This is a genomic window from Nonomuraea sp. NPDC005650, from assembly GCF_040605375.1.
Lineage (GTDB): Bacteria > Actinomycetota > Actinomycetes > Streptosporangiales > Streptosporangiaceae > Nonomuraea.
In genome coordinates this window covers 79,758-98,520 of record NZ_JBEXCR010000045.1, presented here as the reverse complement: position 1 = coordinate 98,520, position 18,763 = coordinate 79,758, and the positions used below count along the sequence as shown (strand labels likewise).

17 protein-coding genes and 1 pseudogene are annotated in these 18,763 nt (G+C 72.8%); 5 read left to right on the top strand and 13 right to left on the bottom strand.

Annotated features, from left to right (window positions below):
• Window positions 1–186: 186 nt before the first annotated feature.
• Window positions 187–1,161 (bottom strand): NAD(P)-dependent alcohol dehydrogenase, encoded by a 975-nt coding sequence (locus tag ABZS69_RS52300; RefSeq protein WP_355388197.1) that lies wholly within the window; start codon window positions 1,159–1,161, stop codon window positions 187–189.
• 65 nt (window positions 1,162–1,226) lie between these two features.
• Between ABZS69_RS52300 and ABZS69_RS52295 the strand changes: the two genes are divergently transcribed.
• Both ABZS69_RS52295 and ABZS69_RS52290 read left to right on the top strand, forming a co-directional pair.
• Entirely contained in the window at window positions 1,227–1,883 is a 657-nt protein-coding gene (locus tag ABZS69_RS52295) for a helix-turn-helix domain-containing protein (protein WP_355388143.1), read from the top strand.
• A 49-nt stretch (window positions 1,884–1,932) separates the two neighbouring features.
• Window positions 1,933–3,357: an MFS transporter gene (locus tag ABZS69_RS52290; protein WP_355388141.1), complete on the top strand. Its 1,425-nt coding sequence runs from the start codon at window positions 1,933–1,935 to the stop codon at window positions 3,355–3,357.
• Window positions 3,358–3,430: 73 nt separating this feature from the next.
• Here ABZS69_RS52290 and ABZS69_RS52285 read toward each other — a convergent pair whose 3' ends face one another.
• Together ABZS69_RS52285 and ABZS69_RS52280 are read right to left on the bottom strand one after the other, a co-directional pair.
• Entirely contained in the window at window positions 3,431–4,075 is a 645-nt protein-coding gene (locus ABZS69_RS52285) for a hypothetical protein (protein WP_355388138.1), read from the bottom strand.
• 229 nt (window positions 4,076–4,304) lie between these two features.
• Complete coding sequence (locus tag ABZS69_RS52280) at window positions 4,305–5,726, bottom strand: MFS transporter (RefSeq protein WP_355388135.1); 1,422 nt, start codon at window positions 5,724–5,726, stop codon at window positions 4,305–4,307.
• Between the two features lie 246 nt (window positions 5,727–5,972).
• On the opposite strand from ABZS69_RS52280, the gene ABZS69_RS52275 reads away from it, so the two are divergent.
• Window positions 5,973–6,530, top strand: a complete 558-nt coding sequence (locus ABZS69_RS52275) for a dihydrofolate reductase family protein (RefSeq protein ID WP_355388132.1) — start codon at window positions 5,973–5,975, stop codon at window positions 6,528–6,530.
• A gap of 871 nt (window positions 6,531–7,401) precedes the next feature.
• On the opposite strand, the pseudogene ABZS69_RS52270 reads toward ABZS69_RS52275, so the two are convergent.
• Both ABZS69_RS52270 and ABZS69_RS52265 read right to left on the bottom strand, forming a co-directional pair.
• Window positions 7,402–8,328 (bottom strand): annotated as a pseudogene (locus ABZS69_RS52270) (zinc-binding dehydrogenase); the annotation flags it as partial.
• Window positions 8,329–8,588: 260 nt separating this feature from the next.
• Entirely contained in the window at window positions 8,589–9,083 is a 495-nt protein-coding gene (locus tag ABZS69_RS52265; RefSeq protein ID WP_355388129.1) for a hypothetical protein, read from the bottom strand.
• A gap of 313 nt (window positions 9,084–9,396) precedes the next feature.
• Between ABZS69_RS52265 and ABZS69_RS52260 the strand changes: the two genes are divergently transcribed.
• Window positions 9,397–10,401 (top strand): alpha/beta hydrolase, encoded by a 1,005-nt coding sequence (locus tag ABZS69_RS52260; protein WP_355388126.1) that lies wholly within the window; start codon window positions 9,397–9,399, stop codon window positions 10,399–10,401.
• Here the strand turns inward: ABZS69_RS52260 and ABZS69_RS52255 are convergent.
• The 8 genes from ABZS69_RS52255 to ABZS69_RS52220 all read right to left on the bottom strand — a co-directional run bounded on the left by ABZS69_RS52255 (window position 10,337) and on the right by ABZS69_RS52220 (window position 17,243).
• Window positions 10,337–11,812 (bottom strand): HAMP domain-containing sensor histidine kinase, encoded by a 1,476-nt coding sequence (locus tag ABZS69_RS52255; RefSeq protein WP_355388123.1) that lies wholly within the window; start codon window positions 11,810–11,812, stop codon window positions 10,337–10,339. The genes ABZS69_RS52260 and ABZS69_RS52255 overlap by 65 nt on opposite strands.
• On the bottom strand, window positions 11,809–12,492 hold the full coding sequence (locus ABZS69_RS52250) for a response regulator transcription factor (protein ID WP_355388121.1): 684 nt from the start codon (window positions 12,490–12,492) through the stop codon (window positions 11,809–11,811). The genes ABZS69_RS52255 and ABZS69_RS52250 overlap by 4 nt, the downstream gene beginning before the upstream one ends.
• A gap of 34 nt (window positions 12,493–12,526) precedes the next feature.
• Window positions 12,527–13,057 carry a GerMN domain-containing protein gene (locus ABZS69_RS52245; protein ID WP_355388118.1) on the bottom strand — a complete coding sequence of 177 codons (531 nt, stop codon included), beginning with the start codon at window positions 13,055–13,057 and terminating at the stop codon, window positions 12,527–12,529.
• Entirely contained in the window at window positions 12,984–14,312 is a 1,329-nt protein-coding gene (locus tag ABZS69_RS52240) for an acyltransferase (protein ID WP_355388115.1), read from the bottom strand. Before ABZS69_RS52240 ends, ABZS69_RS52245 begins: the two co-directional genes overlap by 74 nt.
• Complete coding sequence (locus tag ABZS69_RS52235; RefSeq protein ID WP_355388112.1) at window positions 14,312–15,094, bottom strand: SGNH/GDSL hydrolase family protein; 783 nt, start codon at window positions 15,092–15,094, stop codon at window positions 14,312–14,314. The genes ABZS69_RS52240 and ABZS69_RS52235 overlap by 1 nt, the downstream gene beginning before the upstream one ends.
• 75 nt (window positions 15,095–15,169) lie before the next feature.
• Entirely contained in the window at window positions 15,170–15,409 is a 240-nt protein-coding gene (locus tag ABZS69_RS52230; RefSeq protein WP_355388109.1) for a hypothetical protein, read from the bottom strand.
• On the bottom strand, window positions 15,406–16,092 hold the full coding sequence (locus ABZS69_RS52225) for a response regulator transcription factor (RefSeq protein WP_355388106.1): 687 nt from the start codon (window positions 16,090–16,092) through the stop codon (window positions 15,406–15,408). The genes ABZS69_RS52230 and ABZS69_RS52225 overlap by 4 nt, the downstream gene beginning before the upstream one ends.
• Window positions 16,089–17,243 carry a histidine kinase gene (locus ABZS69_RS52220; RefSeq protein ID WP_355388103.1) on the bottom strand — a complete coding sequence of 385 codons (1,155 nt, stop codon included), beginning with the start codon at window positions 17,241–17,243 and terminating at the stop codon, window positions 16,089–16,091. Before ABZS69_RS52220 ends, ABZS69_RS52225 begins: the two co-directional genes overlap by 4 nt.
• A gap of 159 nt (window positions 17,244–17,402) precedes the next feature.
• Between ABZS69_RS52220 and ABZS69_RS52215 the strand changes: the two genes are divergently transcribed.
• Window positions 17,403–18,692, top strand: a complete 1,290-nt coding sequence (locus ABZS69_RS52215; RefSeq protein WP_355388100.1) for a lipase — start codon at window positions 17,403–17,405, stop codon at window positions 18,690–18,692.
• The last annotated feature ends 71 nt before the right edge of the window (window positions 18,693–18,763 follow it).

Sequence of the window (18,763 nt, the reverse complement as noted above, 5' to 3'; positions counted from 1 at the left end):
GGCGGTGACCTCGATCCGCGGGTCGGCACCGGCCCACTGCTCGCCCCCGCGTACGTTCACGTCACCGGCCTGAGCCGCCGGCGCGGACACGACCTCCTCGGAGCCGCGTCCGCCCGCCGCGATCAGCGGCACGCTCCGGGCCGCCACCGCCCGACGCGCTGGGATCGATGCCGGTCGGCCGTTGAGTCAGACGACGCGAACGATGATCTTGCCGCGGACGCCGCCCGCCTCCAGGGCCCGATGCGCCTTCGCGATCTCGTCCAGGGGGAACACGGTGTCCACGACCGGGCGGAGGGCGCCGGTCTCCACGTACCGGGTGAGGTCGGCGAAGAGGCGGTGGGTGGGCCGGCCGCTGAAGAAGCGCACGCGCCGCGGCCCGTACACGGTGGAGGCGGCCACGTACGACAGGGACGAGGCGGCCCGGTTGACGTCGAAGGCGATTGCCACCATGCGGCCCGACGGGGTCAGCAGGCGCCGGTAGGCGGGGTGTTCGGTGCCGACGGTGTCCATGACCACGTCGAAACGCGGCAGATCCGCGGGCCGCGTGGTGGCGTAGTCGTACACCTCGTGGGCGCCGAGGTCGCGGACGAGGTCGAGGCTGCCCGCCCCGGCCAGGGCGGTGACGTGGGCACCGAGTGCCCTGCCGAGCTGCACCGCCGTGACGCCCACGCCACCGCTGCCGCCGCGTACGAGCAGCCGCTCGCCCGGCCGCAGTTTCGTCTTGTCGCGCAGGGCCGTGATCGCCGTCGTGCCCACCGGGAGTGCCGCGGCCTCTACCAGGTCGAGGCCCGCCGGGACGAGGGACAGGTAGCGGGGGCGGACGGTCAGGTATTCGGCGAGGCTGCCGAACGTGCGGCCCAGCACGCCCCACACCCGGTCGCCCACCCGGGGGCCGGGTTCGGCCGGGTCCGGGCCCAGGGCGACGACCTCGCCGGTGAAGTCGAGCCCCATGCGTTTGGGGAAGCCCCGCTGCGTCAGGTCCGTCACGAGCCGCACCTTGCCCGCCCGGCCGTGCAGCTCGCCGCCGTTCACGCTGGCGGCGTGCACGCGCACCAGCACCTCGCCGGGCCCGGGGACCGGCCTGGGCACCGTGCCCACATAGAGCACCTCTGGCGGCCCGTACCGGTCGAACAGGGCCGCGCGCATCTCGGTCGCATTCATCTCCACGTGAGAGACGCTAGCGGGCTAAACGGATGGACCCGTCCACTTACGCTAATGTGAGAAACATGCCTGCTCATCCCTCTCAGATGGAGCCCGCGCAGGCGCTGCGGGCCGACGCGCTGCACAATCGGGTACGCATCCTCGAGGCCGCGCGGGAGGCGTTCGCCACCCGCGGGCTCGACGTGCCCATGGCGGCCATCGCGCGTCGCGCGGGGGTCGGCGTGGCCACGCTCTACCGGCGCTTTCCGTCGCGGGAGTCGCTGATCACGGAGGTGTTCGGCGACGAACTGGCCACGTGCGCGTCGGTGGTGGACGAGGCGCTGGCCGATCCGGACCCGTGGCGCGGGTTCTGCTCGGCGATCGAGAAGGTGTGCGCGATGCAGGTCGCCGATCGGGGGTTCACGGAGGCGTTCCTGACGGCCTTCCCCGACGCGATGGACTACGAGCGCCTGCGGGTGCGGGCCGAGCAGGGCTTGGCCGAGGTGGTACGGCGGGCCAAGGCCGCGGGGCGGCTGCGGGCCGACTTCGACCTGGCCGACCTCATGCTGCTGCTCAAGGCCAACTGCGGCGTCGCCACCGGCACGAACCAGGACGCGGCGGCGGGGTCGCGGCGGCTGGTGGCGTACCTGCTGCAGTCCTTCCGGGCCGAGCACGCCGCGCCCCTGCCGCCCGCGCCGCCCTTCACGCTCGACTTCCCGCACGCCTCGACGGCGATGCGGTAACCGGGGCAGGAGGCGTACCCGGCAGGTACGCGGGTAGTCACGAAGGCTTATGAGCGACGTGGAGACCGGCACCATTACCACCAAAGTGCCCGCGCGCCTTGATCGGCTCCCCTGGTCCCGCTGGCACTGGATGATCGTCGTAGGGCTCGGCACCGTCTGGATACTCGACGGGCTCGAGGTCACCATCGTCGGCAACCTCTCCGGGCAGCTCGCCAAGCCGGGCAGCGGCCTGGAGATCACTCAGGCGCAGGTCGCGGGCCTGGCCGCGGCGCTCTACGTCGCGGGCGCCTGCGCGGGCGCGCTGTTCTTCGGCTGGCTGACCGACAGGTTCGGCAGGAAGAAACTCTTCCTCATCACGCTGGTCGTCTATCTGGCGGCGACCCTGATGACCGCGTTCTCCTTCCACGCGTGGTGGTTCTTCCTGTTCAGGTTCATGACGGGGTTCGGGATCGGCGGCGAGTACGCGGCCATCAACTCCGCCATCGACGAGCTCATCCCGAGTCACCACCGGGGGCGCATCGACATCATCATCAACGGCAGCTACTGGCTCGGCGCCGCCGGCGGCGCGCTGCTGACGGTGCCGCTGCTGAGCGACCTGCCGGTGAACATCGGCTGGCGCGTCGCGTTCGGCCTGGGCGTGGTGCTGGGCCTGGCGATCCTGCTGGTACGGCGGCACGTGCCGGAGAGCCCGCGCTGGCTGTTCATCCACGGCAGGGAGAAGGAGGCCGAGGAGATCGTCGGCGGCATCGAACGGCAGATCGGCGTGGACCTGCCGGAGCCGTCGGAGTCGATCACCGTGCGCCAGCGCAAGTCCATCGGATTCATCCGGATCGCCCACACCATGGTGGCGCTCTACCCCAAACGTACGATCCTCGGCCTGTCGCTCTTCATCGGCCAGGCGTTCCTCTACAACGCGATCACCTTCGGGTACGCGCAGATCCTGACCACCTTCTTCAAGATCGACACCAATACCGGCTACTACTTCGCCGTGATCGCGGTCGGGAACTTCCTCGGCCCGCTGCTGCTCGGCCGCCTCTTCGACACCGTGGGCAGGATCCCGATGATCTCGGCCACGTACATCGGGTCCGGGCTGCTCCTGCTGGGCACGGCGTGGCTGTTCGACCAGGGCATGCTGACCGCCGTCACGCTGACCGCGTGCTGGTCCGCCGTGCTCTTCGTCGCCTCGGCCGGGGCCAGTTCGGCGTACCTGACCGTCAGCGAGATCTTCCCCATGGAGACCAGGGCCATGGCCATCGCGTTCTTCTTCGCGATCGGCACGGCGGCCGGCGGCATCGCGGGGCCGCTCGTCTTCGCCTCGCTGGTCGCGACCGGGGTGCCCGGGGACACGGCGTTCGCGTTCGCCGTCGGCGGCGTCGTGATGATCGCGGCGGGGCTGGTCGAGCTGCTGTTCGGGGTCAAGGCCGAGCGCAAGAGCCTGGAGGCCATCGCGACGCCGCTCTCCGTGGAGACCTGATCGAGAGCCGCGGCGACCGGTCGTCGGTCACCTGCGGACAGGTCATGCGGGGCGACCCCAGCTCGTGATCCGTTCAGACCGTGTCTCCGGGTGGTGGCGGGGTGGGTTCGATCTCCGCCGGCGTGGTGGCGCTGCCGGTGATCGGGCGCAGCTGCGTGAGGGTGTAGTCGAGTTGCCTCGCCAGGCGGGGGATGGTCGCCGGCGGCAGATATGCCTCCGCGCCCGCGTCGAGCAGGCGCCGTACCGGTCCGTAGTAGTTGACCCCGAGCTCGTCGTCGTCGATTTCGGTGATGATGACGCGCGCCTTCGGGAACATCGACCGGAGGCTGGCGATCAACTGCGGGCTGACCGGCGGCGTCAGCAGCACGTCGGCCGTGGTCGGGGCGGCGTGCATGTCGAGCACGACGTAGTCCGGGCCGAGCTGGGTGGACAGCGACACCCGGGCCGACGCCGACAGCTTCATCGCGGTGGCGACGACCGTCACGTTGTCGTAGTCGATCGGAGGCTGCTCGTCGGCCTCCTCCTCCGGAGTGCCGGGATCGACGACGGTGCCGTGGAGTACGCGAAGGGTGCTGGAGATCGCCGCGATCGACTCGCCGCCCCGTGTGATGACCAGCTCCTCCCCGGGGTCGAGGGCGTCGATGAGCGCGATGACGTCCTCGGGAAGGCGGCTCACGTCGATCGACTGGGCGGCGGGCTTGGCGCGCTTGTCCGCCATCAGAGCCGGGACACCTTCCGCGCCTCGCGCGGCACCGGCCGGCGCGACTCGATGACGGCGGCAGACAGGGAGGATGCCATGGCGCGAAATTCTCCCACATCAGCCGGTGCCGGACCGTGAACCGGAATCAGCGCCCGCATGGTCAGCGTATCGGTGGGCTCCGGCACGTTCCGCCGCGCTACGCACGCCTCAACCTCAAGCCGGACCGGGCGGCGACCAGCAGTAGCCCTCAGCGATCTGCTGAATGATCACGCGCCATGGCGGTGCGCCGCAGCACCAGGCTGATCACGATCGTCACCGTCATCGACGCCGCCCCGGCCCAGGCCGCCGCGGTGTAGCCGGACTCGGCGGGGAAAGTCGCTCCCGGGCCGGTATGGGCGGCGAGCACCAGGCCGCCGAGCGCGCTGCCGAGGGAGTAACTCACGCTGCGTACGACCTGGTTGAAGCTCATCGCGCTGGAGGTCTCCTCTTGCGGCGTGGCGGCAAGGATCGCGGCCGGCATGGCGGCGGAGAAGGTGCCGACGCCGAGTCCGAGCAGCCCCATCACGGCGAACGCCATGAACAACTGGCCGCGGGCCAGCGCGAACACCACCAGCGCCACCAGCACCACGGCGCCCCCGACGGCAAGCACGGTGGCGGCCGCAAGCCGCCTGCGCAGCGACGGCGCCAGCTTGCCGCCCGCGAACCCCAGCGCCGAGAACGGCACGAGCACCAAGCCCGCGACGAAAACGTTCACGCCGAAGCCGTAGCCGGTCGCCGCGGGCGTCTGCACGTAACGGGTGACCAGCGTCAGCAGCAGGTACATGCCGACACCGCCGAGGAACATGGTCACGTTGGCACCGGCCACCGCGGGGTGCCGCAGCAGCGCCAGGTCCACCAGCGGGGTGTCACACCGGCGTTCGCGGCGTACCCACCCTGCCAGCAGCACGGCCGCGGCGGCCGGCAGTGAGCAGGCGAGCGCCGGGCTCTCGGTCCACAGGGCGGTCTGGCCGATCGCCAGCAGCAGGAGCAGGAGACCGGCACCCAGCAGCGTGGCCCCGAGCACGTCGACCGCCACCGTCCGGCCCGGTGGCGGCTGCGGCACCGCCCACCAGGCCGCCGCCAGCGCGACCGCGGTGATCAGCAGACCGAGCCCGTACGCCGCCCGCAGCCCGGAGACCTCCGTGAGGAGCCCGGCGAGCGGGTAGCCGACGCCGATGCCGGCAATGGACGCCACCGACAGCAACCCGATCGTCGCCCCCGAACGCCGCTCCGGCAGGTGGTCACGGGCGACGCCCATCATCAGCGCGGTCAGGCCCAGGCCGGCGCCCTGGGCCACCCGCCCCGCCAATAACCAGCCGAACGACGGCGGCACCACGGTCAGCAGGCTGCCGGCCACCACCGTGGCGAGGGTGGCGAGGATGACCTGGCGCCGACGCGGCCCGGTGCCCAGGCGCCCGAGGACCGGGGTGGCGATCGCGCCCACCAGCAGCGGGGCGGTGAGCGTCCACTGCGCCGCGGCCAGCGAGACGCCGAACTCGCCCGCCACCGCGGTGATCAGCGGCGCCCCGAGGCTGCCCACCACCGCGACGACCAGGGCGATGAAGATCAGCGCGGGCACCAGCGGACGGCCGGCGACCTTTGCCTGGGACTTTGGTGCGGTGTCGGTCATCGATTCGCCTCAGTCGTCAGTGCTCGAACAGCCCGATGCGGACGCGGGCGGTGGCTGGGCGGCCCGGTCTGCGTCGAAGGGTAGTCCTGTCCGTGGCGGCACCGGTGAGCGGGCGGGTGCGGGTAGGGCGGACTTCGGGATCGGCCGATGAGTTTGCCCGGCGGCGGAGGTCTGTCCAGGTACGGTGTCGGGGCGTCAGCCGCTCCGGCTCCGTCTCGTGCCGTGATGACCTGGTCAGGAGGACCTATGCGTGAGCTCAGAGTCGACATGTTCAGCACCCTCGACGGATACGGTGGCGGCGGGCCGAGATCGGCCCCGTACTGGGGCTACGGCGCGCCGGGGCTGTTCGAGTGGGTGCACGCGCAGCTCGACGAGGAACACGTCATGCTCATGGGCGCGACGACGTACCGGCAGATGTCCGAGATCGTCGCCACGGGCGACGACCCGACGTTCTCCCGGATGGCCGAGCTGCCCAAGATCGTGTTCTCCAAGACGCTCCAACCGCCACTCACCTGGGCGAACACCACGATCATCGACGAGCCGGTCGAAACGTCCGTGCCCGCGTTGAAGGCCGAGGCCGACGGGCTCCCGATGCGTACGATCGGCAGCCAGTCCCTCGTCCGCAGCCTCTTCCGGCTCGGCCTGGTCGACCGGCTCCGCGTCATGGTCTTCCCCATGATCCACGGAGCGGCCGGCGAGGAGCCCCTCTTCACCGAGCTCCCCGTCCTCGACCTGAACCTCACCGGCACCACCGCGATCGACGACCGTCTCGTGCTGCTCGACTACCGCGTGGGCGGCGACTAGCGGGTGGTGCTGTCGCCTCCCCCCGGGCCTTGCGGGGCAGCAGGGCCAGCAGCGCCACCAGGACGGCGGCGGCCGGGGCGCCCCAGAACAGGACGTCCGGGATGGCGGCGGTCGCCGCCGGGCCCGGGGCGCGGTCCTGGAGCTCCCGGGCCAGGAGGGTGCCGAAGACCGCCACGCCGAGCGAGAGACCCAGGCCGCGAACGGATACCGCTGCCGAGGTGGTGGCGGCCAGATCCGCGGGGGAGGCCGCGTTCTGCGCGACGACCACCAGGTTCTGCATGAGCAGCCCGAACCCGACGCCCAGCACCGCGATCTCCACGGCCAGCACGGCGTAGGGAACGCCGGGGGTGAGCCGGCCCAGCAGCGCGAATCCCAGCACCGCGATCGCCGCACCGGCGATCAGGTACGGCTTGAACCGGCCGCTCGCGCCGATGCGCGCGCCGGCGAGGGAGGAGACCGCCATGAACGTCAGCACGTACGGATTGAGCGCCAGGCCCGCCTGGGTGGCCCCCATGCCGTACGCGGCCTGGAGATAGGTGGGCAGGTAGACGATCGATCCGCCGAGCAGCGCGCCGAGCAGCGCGGTGGCGGGCAGCGCGACGCGCAGGGTGGGATCGGCGAACAGCCGCAGCGGCAGCAGCGGGTTGACCGCACGGCGTTCCCACCAGACGAACAGCGCCGCCAGCACCACCACCGCGCCGATCAGCGCCAGGATCACCCCGGACGTCCAGGCGTACGTCCGGCCACCCCACTCGGCCACCAGCAGCACGCTCACCGTCACACCCGCGATCAGCACGGCCCCGCCCAGGTCGACCTTGCCGTCCCCGCCGGGCTTGGGCAGCCGCAGCGCGTACGCGGTGAGGGCCGCCTTGCCGGGGTCGATCTTCCGGTCCCAGATCAACTCGATCAGCTCGGGCAGGAACCGGCGCACCGGGGCCGGGCCGCCGAGCAGGCTGACCTGGGCGAAGAAGAGCTCTGCGCCGCTGAGCGCGACGCCGTGGTTGACGCCCACGAAGCCGACGTGGCCGCCGGGGCGGGCGGCGCGGATGGCCTGCTGCATCGACTCCTGGGTGCCGACCGCCTCGACGACCGAGTGGGCGCCCATGCCGCCGGTCAGGTCCTTGACCCGGGCCACGCCGTCGTCCCCGCGCTCGGTGACGATGTCGGTGGCGCCGAACTCCAGCGCGAGCTTCTGCCGCGTCTCGTGCCTGCTCATGGCGATGATCCGCTCGGCGCCGAGCTGCTTGGCGGCCAGCACTGCCAGCAGGCCGACCGCGCCGTCGCCGACGACCGCGACCGTCTTGCCGGGGCCGGCCTGCGCGGCCACCGCGCCGAACCAGCCGGTGCCCAGCACGTCGGAGGCGGTCAGGAGGCTGGGGATCAGGTCCGCGTCGGGCATGCCAGGGGTGGCCACGAGCGTGCCGTCGGCGTGCGGGATCAGGGCTCGTTCCGCCTGGGTGGCGACCTCGTTCATGAACACACGGTGGACGCAGGAGGAGGGGTAGCCGGAGCGGCAGATCTCGCAGGTCCCGTCGGAGGCGACGAACGAGCCGACGACGAATTGGCCGGGCTTGACGTTCTTGACCTCGCTGCCGACCTCCTCGAGGATCCCGACGTACTCGTGCCCCATCGGCGTCGGCTGCTCGACGGAGTCCACCCCGCGGAAGGGCCACAGGTCCGAGCCGCAGACACAGGTCGCCGACAGCCGGATGACGGCATCCGTCGGCGCGGTGATCTTCGGGTCGGAGAGCTCCTCCACCCGGACGTCGCCCGGGGCGTGCAGCACCACACCACGCATATCGCTCACTCCTTCTCCGGCTCCTGGCCAGCTGGGCCGCCACCCTCGACCACACCACCAGCCCCACCTGACCCAGGAAGAACGCCGGTTCCGGTCTCCACCGCCGAGGACCAGGGAAGGGTCGGGGTCGGGGCGGCGCGGCAGGAACCGGCACCCGAGCGAAGACGAGCACCACGTCCGGGTCCGCCCTGGTGACCCGCGGCGGCACTGAGCCGCGGCATCAGGATGCCGCGGCCCTTCGTCGTCTCCGGCCGGTCAGGTCAGCCGAACGGCTGGTTGTCCAGCGTGTTCACCTTCACGGCAGTGATCTTCACCTGCTTCATCAGCACCTGCGGCGCTCCCGCCGGTTTGGTGCAGCCGAAGCTGAGCGGTCCCGTGCTGGGGTAGTTGTGCACGACGTTGAGGAAGATGCTGTGCCTGCTGTGCGGCGCCAGCGTCACCTCGGTGATGTCGCCGTCGGAGTTGGGGCCGGTCCCGATCGTGCAGAGGTAGCTGATCGCCGTGGCACCGGTGTTCTCGGCGTAGAGCTTCGCGGTGATCGTGTACGCGCCGGTCCCCAGGAGCCCGCCGAAACCGGGGCTGAGGGAGTTGGAATGGACGATCTCGTTGTCCCATCGGCTGATCACCTCCGGTGGCACCGCCTCGGCCGAGCTGACGTTCCCCGCCAGCAGCGCGCCCCCGGCCACGACGGCGGCGAGCGCGGACAGGCGCAGGCCGCGGCGGCGGTGTGATGGGGCGGTTGAGGGCATGGTCATGAGAGTTTCTCCTGGTGTGAGCCGTCTCCCTCGCGCGGGACGCGCGAAGGGCCGCACGCCGTCGCCGGTCGAGGCGGCGTTCACCGGCTCGCGTGCACCCCGGAAACGTAGCTCTCGCGGTTTCGGGAGACCGCGCAAAAATACCGGCGCCGGCGGTGCCGGTCGTCATCGCGTTTTCGTTCACCGGACGCGCGCCACACCTGCATGGCAGCGGGCTCTTGCTGAAACAGCAAACGGAATTCATGGGTTCCCGGGATCCCGCGCATGATTCTGACGTGCGCCGACGGGGGCGTGCTTCAGTTGAGGAGGGTTCATGTCACGGGCGACCGAGGTCACGGGAACACACCGCCTGGTGCCTTCACCTGCAGGCCGGATCCATCTGGTCGAGCAGGGTTCCGGGCCGCTCGTGCTGCTGGTGCACGGGTTCCCCGAGTCCTGGTACTCCTGGCGCCACCAGCTCCCGGCGCTGGCCGCCGCCGGATACCGGGCGGTGGCCCTGGACGTGCGCGGGTACGGCCGCTCGTCCAGGCCGGAGGCGGTGGCGGCGTACAGGATGCTGGAGCTGGTCGAGGACAACGTCGCGGTGGTGCGCGCCCTGGGCGAGGAGACGGCGATCATCGTCGGCCACGACTGGGGGGCGACCATCGCGGCCAACAGCGCGTTGGTCCGGCCTGACGTCTTCACGGCCGCCGGGCTGCTGAGCGTGCCCTACACCCCTCGCGGCGGGCCCCGGCCCAGCGAGATCTTCGCCCGGATGGGCGGCGAGGAGGAGTTCTACGTCAGCTACTTCCAGACGCCCGGCCGGGCCGAGGCCGAGATCGAGCCGGACGTCCGGGGCTGGCTGGCCGGCTTCTACGCGGCGCTGTCGGCCGACACCATGCCCGCCCCCGGCCTGCCCGATCCCCACTTCGTGGCCCGCGGCGGCAGGCTGCGCGACCGGTTCCCCGGCGGCCCGCCGCCGTCCTGGCTGAGCCGGGACGACCTGGACGTCTACGCCGCGGAGTTCGAGCGGACGGGCCTGAGCGGCGCCCTCAACCGCTACCGGAACATGGACCGGGACTGGGAGGACCTCGCCCCTTGGGACGCGGCCCCCGTCGTCCAGCCGTCCCTGTTCATCGGCGGCGCCCAGGACGCCTCCACCACCTGGCTGGCCGACGCGATCGACGCCTACCCCGACACCCTGCCGGGCCTGGTCTCCTCCCACCTCCTCGACGGGTGCGGCCACTGGATCCAGCAGGAACGCCCCCACGAGGTCAACCGGCTCCTGACCCGCTGGCTCGCCGCCCTGCCGACTCACCCAACCCCTGGGGGAGGGTGAGGGTCAGGACGGCTCCGCCGTGGGGGCCGGCGGCGGCGGTGAGGGTGCCGCCGTGCAGGCGCGCGTTCTCGGCGGCGATGGCCAGGCCCAGGCCGCTGCCCTCGGTGCGGGTACGTGCGGCGTCGCCTTTGGTGAACCGGTCGAAGACGTGGGGGAGAAGGTCGGCGGGGATGCCGGGCCCGTCGTCGGAGACCGTGACGACGATCTGGCCGGCACCGGCCTGGACCCGGATGAGCACCGACCCCGCCGGGCCGCCGTGCCGCAGCGCGTTGCCGACGAGGTTGGCGAGGATGACGTCGACGCGGCGCGGGTCGAGCAGGGCGCGCAGGCCCGGGGGGATGTCGGTCCGGACCCGGTCGTGCCAGTGCCGCAGTTCGAGCGTCTTGGCGATGAACTCGCCCAGGTCGACCTCGTCCAGATTCAGTACGGCGGCGCCCGCGTCGAAGCGGGACACCTCGATCAGGTCCTCCACCAGGCGGGTGAGCTTGCGGGTCTCGTCGGAGACCAGCTGCAGCGCCTCGGCGGTGAGCGGCGCGAGGCGGCCGGAGTCGGCGTCGGCGTCGAGGACCTCGGTCACGGCGGTCATGGCGGTCAGCGGCGTACGCAACTCGTGGGAGACGTCGGCGGCGAACCGGCGCGCCCGCGCTTCCATGTCGCGCAGCGTGGCCGCGTCGGCCTGGAGCGTGGCCGCCATGGTGTTGAAGGTGCGGCCGAGGTCGGCGAGCTCGTCGTCGCCGGTGACGCTCACGCGGGTGTCCAGGCCGCCCGCCGCCACCTGCTCGGCGGCCGTGCGCAGCCGCCGTACCGGTCGCAGCAGCCTGCGCGCGGCCAGCAGCGCCGGGACGATGGAGGCCAGGGCGACGGGGAGGGCCCCGGCGCGGGCGGCGGCGGCCAGGCTGTCCACGTCCTGCTGCTGGGAGGCCAGGGAGAGGGAGGCGTAGACGACGAGCGGCGGGGGGTCGTGCGGGTGCGCGGCGGCGGTGACGGGGAGGGCCACGGCCAGCCAGGGCGTCCGGGCGTGGTGGAAGCGCTGGGCCAGCGCGGTGCGCGCCGAGGCCGCCTGGTCGCGCAGCCGCGCGGGCAGCGGCGGCGCCTGCTTCCCGGCGGTGACGAGCGGGCCGCCGCGATAGGACAGGGCGGTGCGCCAGCCGCGCGTGCCCGCCGCCTGGTCCAGCTGCCGGGCCAGCTTGCGCAGGTCCGCCTCGGCGGGGTCGGCGGGCAGGTCGGGCGCGCGGGAGGCCAGATGGGCGCGCAGTTCCCGCAGCACGTCGGCCTGGGCGCGGTCCACGATCGCGGTGAGGCCCTGGCGGTAGGTGATCGTGGCGGCGGTCAGCGCGCTGATCACGGAGACCAGGAGGAACACCAGGACCAGCTGGGCCCGCAGGCCGCGCGCGAGGCGCGGCCGGATCACAGCGGCCCGAACCGGTAGCCGAAACCGCGCACGGTCTGGACGTAGCGGGGGTTGCGGGGATCGTCCTCGATCTTGGCCCGCAGCCGCATCACGCACGCGTCGACCAGGCGGTAGTCGCCGTGGAAGGTGTGCTCCCACACCTGTTCCAGGAGTTGCTGGCGGCTGAAGGTCTGTTCGGGCGCGACCGACAGGAACAGCAGCAGCTTCAGCTCCGTCGGCGCCAGCGCGACCTGCTCGCCGTGCTTGAGCACGCGCAGCGCGACCCGGTCGACGAACAGGTCGCCGTGGGTGGTGCGGGCCTGGTCGGAGGAGGCGGGCGGGGCGGTACGGCGCAGCACCGCGCGCATGCGGGCTTCGATGACCTCGCTGCTGGCCGGCTTGATCACATAGTCGTCCGCGCCGGCTTCCAGGCCCACGACGACGTCCACGTCGTCGTCGCGCGCGGACAGGATCACGATGGGCACCTGGCTGAAGGCGCGGATGCGGCGGCAGGTCTCCAGGCCGCTCATGCCGGGCAGCATCAGGTCGAGCAGCACGATGTCGGGCGCGCTCGCGACGAGTTCGGCCAGCCCGTCCTCGCCGGTCGAGACGAGCAGGGTCTCGTGGCCTCTGTGGCGCAGGCCGAGACTCACGCCGCGGCGTACGGCCGGGTCGTCTTCTATCAGCAGCACGCGGCTCACGAGGAGGCCCCCCGTTCTGTCAGCGGGGCGCGGGTCACGAGGAGGCCTCCCGCTCGGCCGGGACGGCCGATCCGCTCTCGTCGCACCTGACCGGCCAGGGCCGGCCTGCCAGGCCGGGCTCGAACACCTCGACGACAGGGTCGTCGCCCACGCCCGGGGCCTCCGCGGCCGTGCAGACCAGCTGGCTCACCGCCGCCGGGCGCAGGTCACGCACCAGCCACGGCAACTGCAGCCGCACGCGGCCTTGAACCGTCCTGGCCAGGACCGGCTGCGGCGCCGCGGGCAGTTGCGTGACCAGCCCCCGCGCCCGCTCGGCCGCCGTGGGGCCCTCGAGCAGCGCGTCCATGGCCTGCTGCAACCGGGCCCCCGCCGGTGCCGGCCGGGAGACCGGCCAGGTGCCCTGGGGCGTGACGAAGTACACCCGCAGCGAACTGCCGAGGCTCTCGGTCAGGCCGCCGTGTACCGGGTCACCGGCGGGCCGCACGTCGGTGTCACTGATCCCGCAACCCGCCAGCGTCGCCGCCGCGACCAGGACGGCCGCCAGGTGGCGTAAGACCCTCGGCATCTGTCCGCTCCCTTGTTTCCCGGCGGGATCCGTCCGGTGATGACTGGCTGAGCCTGCTCACGTCGACCGTGCCGGCGCCGGGCCGCGGCCGCGGTATCGCCGCCCACACCCCCGCCGCCAGCACCGCCGCGGCGGCCACCGCCGCCCATCCGCGCCGCCCGGTGGCCCAGCGGACGCGCAGCCGTACCGGATCTTCGACGGTGGCCTTCGAGATTATCGCAGCCGCCAGTGACAGCCCGGCCGCGACGACCGTCCAGCCCCAGCCCCAGTCCCAGCCCCAGCCGTCGAGCCCGGCCGGAGGCCGGGGCAGGAGCAGGTAGACCGGCCAGTGCCACAGGTACAGGCTGTAGGACAGCTCGCCCAGCCGGCGCGGTACGGCGCCGCCGATCACCCGGCCCGCCAGGCCGTCCGGTACGTGCGCCAGGAGCGCGATCAGCACGGCGCTGCCCAGGGAGTGCGCGAACATCCCGCCCTGGAACAGGCCGGGGGCTTTCTCCCCGCCGGTCAGCAGCCACGCGGCTGACAGCCCGCACAGCAGCAGGACGCAGCTCACGTCCACGGCGGTGCGCGACAGGCGGGTCACCGCGGCCCGGACGGGCGCCGTGGCCGCGGCGGCGCCGAGGAGCAGGGAGAAGGCCCGGGTGTCGGTGCCCTCGTAGGCGCGGGTGGTGTCCACGGCCGCCCCGAGCCTGATCATGAGCAGGAGCGAGCCGAGCGCACCGGCCACCGCGACGAGCGCCACCCGCCGGTGCCCGCCGGGCCCTCTCCCGGCCAGCGCCACGATCAAGGGCCAGGCCAGGTAGAACTGCCATTCGACGCCGATGCTCCACAGGTGGGCGAACAGGCGGGTGCCGGAGGCGTTCCAGTAGCCGACCTGCTCGCCGATGAAGTGCCAGTTCACGCTCTGGGCGGCCACCCACGGCGCGTCCTGGAGGGCGTACCGCAGCAGGTCCGGCCGGGCGAACGCCCAGGCCAGCAGCAGCGTTGCCGCGACCATGACGGTCAGCGCGGGCAGGAGGCGGCGAGCCCGGCGCTCCCAGAAGGCCGCCAGGCGGATCCGGCCGGACCTGCCGAGCTCCTCCAGCAGCAGGCCGGTGATCAGGAAGCCGGACAGCACGAAGAACAGATCGACGCCCAGGAACCCGCCGCGCAGATGCCCGGCGTGAAACAGCAGGACCGCGACGACGGCGAGCCCGCGCAGCCCGTCCAGCGCGCCGACATGCGCGCGGCGTGGGGCGGACGTCGTCGGCTCCATCAGCCGCAGCCGAGTTTGGCGAAGCGCTCGTCGCCGGTCCACGGCCCGGTGGCCCAGACGCCGGGGGCCGCCGGGGCGAACCCGGCCAGCTCGCCGAGCCGCTTGGCGAACCAGGTGGCGAAGGCCGCCGACCCCTGCTGGCAGGAGTGGATGCCGTCCTTGGCGCGCTGGGCCTGGGCGGCGGCGTAGTCGTCCCCCCACAGCTCAGAGGCGTCCAGGTAGCGAACGCCGGTGACCTTTGCGGCCATCGCGGGCGCGCTCTCGATCGCATCCTGGTGAGGCTTGAAGAACTCGTCGATCTTGAACGGCGGGGCGGACACCAGGACGAGCCGGGCACCGGCGTCCTTCGCCGTCCGGAAGAGCTTCTGGTAGGCCGCCAGCTGCTGGCGGGCGGTGCCCCAGTCGTAGGTGGTGATCTGGTAGGCGATCACGGTCGGCCGGAAGGAGGCGAGGTTCTCCTTCAACGTCTTCCAGGTGTCCCTGGCTCCCATGGCCGTCACCTCGTGGTCACCGGCGACGACGTTGCCGCCGCCGGCGGACGTGGCGTTCCTGAACGCGACGCCGCCGGCCGTCAACGCCGCCTCCAGCGCCGGGGCCTGCGCGCCCGCGATGGAGTCACCCATCCAGAGCACCCTGACGCCGGTCGCGGCCCGCTGGGTCGCCGTGGGCTGCCCCGCGCCGGAGGAGTCGGTGAACGCGCCGCAACCCGTGAGCGTGAGCCCGGCCGCGATGGCCAGGACCGCTGCGGTACGACGCGGGCGAGAGAGGTTCGTCGGTTGCATGGCCAGCAGCGAATCAGAGGAATTCGGAGCCCCGCCGGGTTGTCATCGTTTCATCACACGATGCGGGACCGGCCGTCACGAACGGGGGTCCGGCCCGGCCGCTTGGAGGTGGGTGAGGACCGCGAGGACGCGCCGGTTGCCGTCTTCGGGCTGGAGGCCGAGCTTGGCGAAGATGTTGCCGATGTGCCCGACGACCTTGGGGTCGATCACGATCCCGCCGCCCGCGATGACGTCGAGGGAGTGCATGAAGTCGGTGACCCGGCCGACGCGGTCCTTGGCGCGGGACCTCGGCTCCACGGACAGGACGACGGTCATGACCCTCCCCAATCGAGGTCTTCATCGGCGGCGGGGCGGACGAGGCCGCTTTCGTAGGCGAAGACGACCACCTGGGCGCGATCGCGCAGCCCGAGCTTGTCCAGCACGCGGCTCAGATGCGTCTTGACCGTCGCCTCGGCCAGATGCAGCGCCGCGGCGACCTCGGCGTTGGACAGCCCGCGCGCCACCTGCGCCAGCACCTCGTGCTCGCGCGCGGTCAGCCGCGCCAGCCGTTCGTCCCGCTCGGCGGGCCCCGGCGCCATCTGCGGCGCGAACCTCTCCAGCACGCGGCGGGTGACGCGCGGCGACAGCGCCGCCTCTCCCGCCGCGACGTCGCGGATCGCGGTCAGCAGCTCCTGCGGCCGCGTGTTCTTCGGCAGGAACCCGGCCGCTCCGGCCTTCAGCCCGGCGAAGGCGTACTCGTCCAGATCGAAGGTGGTCAGGATGAGCACGCGCGAGCGCGGGCTGTCGCGCACGATCCTGCGGGTGGCCTCGATGCCGTCCAGGCCGGGCATGCGCACGTCCATCAGCACCACGTCCGGGCGCAGGTGCCGCGCGAGCCGGGCCGCCTGTTCGCCGTCGCCGGCTTCCCCGGCCACCTCCATGTCCGGCTCGGCCTCGAAGATCATGCGGAAGGCCATCCGCAGCAGCGACTCGTCGTCGGCGATCAGCAGCCGGATCATCGTGGCGCCCCCAGGTCCAGCACGGCCAGCACCCGCCATCCGCCGCCCGTCACCGGCCCGGCGTCCAGGGTCCCGCCGTAGGCGGCCACCCGTTCCCGCATGCCCGCGATCCCGCGCCCCTCGCTCCGGAGCCCGGGGTCGCCGGGCGCGACCGGGCCGCGAACGTCGGTGACCTCCACCTCGGCGCGGCACGACGACACTTCGACCCGCACCTCGGCGGCGGCCCCGGGCGCGTGCCGCAGCGTGTTCGTGAGCGCCTCCTGAACCAGCCGGTAGATCGTCAGCTGCGCGGTGGCGGGAACGGCCTCGGTGTCACCGGCCACCCGGACACCCGTCGCCAGCCCGGCCGCGCGCATCCGCTCGGCCAGCGGGCCGAGCTCGGCGATCCCCGGTGCTGGCTGCCGCGTCTCGTCCGAGGTGGCGTGGTCGCGGCCGGCGCTCAGGGAGCGGCGCATGTCCTGCAGGGCCTGGCGTCCCGTCGCGGCGATCTGCTCCGTCGCCGCCGCGGCCCGGTCCGGCGCGCTGTGACGGACGTGGGCGGCGCTGTCGGCCAGCGCCACCATGACCGACAGGTTGTGGGTGACGATGTCGTGCATGTCGCGGGTCATCCGCGCGCGTTCCTCGGCGACGGCCAGCCGTGCCCGCTGCTCGCGGTCATGTTCGAGAGAGGTCACGTACGCTCGCCGTACCCGCATCCACAGGCCGGTCGTGAGGGCGGTGGCCGCCATCGCGCTCAGCGCGGCCGTCGTGAAGGGGAACTGGCCGGGCGGCGCCCAGCGGGCGGCGGCCAGCAGCACGCCGGCCTGCAGCGCGAGCGCCGCCGGCAGGGCGTGGCGCCACGGGCGGCGCGCGGCGACCGTGTAGAGGGCCACCAGGAGGGCGGCGTCGGCGGGAAGCTGCACGTCCAGCGTCCATTGGACGGCGGCGGCCAGACCGATCGCGCCCATGACCGTCATCGGGGCGCGCCGCCTCCAGGCCAGCGGCGCCACCAGCGCGGCCTGCAGCGCGAGCAGCCATGGGGGACCGGACAGCACCTGGCCGGGTCCGAGTGTGGCTAGGAACAGCGCGGCGGCGAGCAGCGCGTCGGCGGGCACGGTCGACCATCGGCTCAGCGCGGTGAGGCGGGCCGCCAGACGGTCGGCGGGTCTCATGCGGTTCACCCTAGTTGTCCTGCGGGTTCGCTCCCGCTCCTCCGCAGGGATGACCGTCATCCGAAAGTCGCATACGCGCGTGAGACCTCCGCCGCTGGTCCGCGGGCGTGCCGGGCTGTCAGCCTGTCGGGCATCCCTTTCCGTTGGAGGAGTTTACGCATGCCCTTTGTCACGAAAAATGCGGATCTGGTGGTGGGTTCGTCTCCCGCCTCGAAGGTCGCGGGCAAGGTCGCGGGGCTGGCCGTGCTGGTGCTGGCGGGCTTCACACCCGCGGCCGGCGCCGCCGCCGCCGGGAGCCCGGTCGCGGCGAGCCTGCGCCCGGCCGGCGGCGCGAATCCGATCGGGGTGAGCCTGCCCGCGCCCGGTGGGCCGTATCCGGTCGGGACCGTGGACGTGCGGCTGGTCGACCGGTCGCGGCCCGATCCGCTGGCGGCGGCCAAGCCGTACCGGGAGCTGATGATCAGCCTGTGGTACCCGGCGGCGGCGGGCGGCGGGCCGCTCGCGCCGCACATGGCGCCGCTGGCCGCCGCCGACTGGGATCGGCACTCGGCGCCGCCCCTGGGCATCGCCAGGGGCGCCGTCGCGTGGGCCGCCACGCGCACCCACGCCCGCGTGGGCGCGCCGGTCGAGCCGCGCGCGGGGAAGCTGCCGGTGGTGCTGTTCAGCTCGGGGGACGGCGGGCCGCGTACGCTGGGCACCACCCTGGTCGAGGACCTGGCCGCGCGCGGCTACCTGGTCGTCACCGTCGACCACACCTACGAGGCCGACCAGGTGGAGTTCCCCGGCGGACGCGTGGTGCGCGCCCTGCCGCTGCCCCCGAAGCTGACGCCGAAGGTCATCGCCAAGCTGCTGGCCAAGCACTCGCGGGCGCGCCTGGCGGACATTCGCTACGTCCTGGACCAGGTCACCGCCCTGGCCCACGGCCGCCCGATCGGCGGCAAGCTGCCTGAGGGGATGCTCGGCGCGCCCGACGCCTCGCGGGTGGGGGCGCTGGGACAGTCGCTGGGCGGGTCCGTCGCCGCGCAGCTGACCCGCGACGACGCCCGCGTGGACGTGGGCGTCAACCTCGACGGCGCCTATGTCGGCCCGGTGGCCACCCGCGGTGTGACCAGGCCGTTCCTGCAACTGGCGGCCGGAACCCACACGCGTGACAACGAGCCGAGCTGGAAGTCGTTCTGGCGGGCCTCGACCGGCTGGAAGCGGGAGGTGCGCTTCAAGGGCGCGGCCCACGGCTCGTTCACCGACCTGCAGCCGCTGCTGCCGCAGATCGCGGCCAAGCTCCCCACGGTGCCGCTCGCGGATTACGTGGGCACGATCGATCCCGGCCGTTCGGTGGCCGCCCAGCGCGCCTACGTCGGGGCCTTCTTCGACCTGCACCTGCGGGGCAGGCCGACCCGCCTGTTCGAGGCCCCCGACACCCGCTTCCCCGAGGTCTCCCTCATCCCTTGACCTCGGTGGATGAAAACGCACGGGTCGGGTGTTGGATCAAGCTGCACGTGAGTTGGCCGACCTAGGGACGG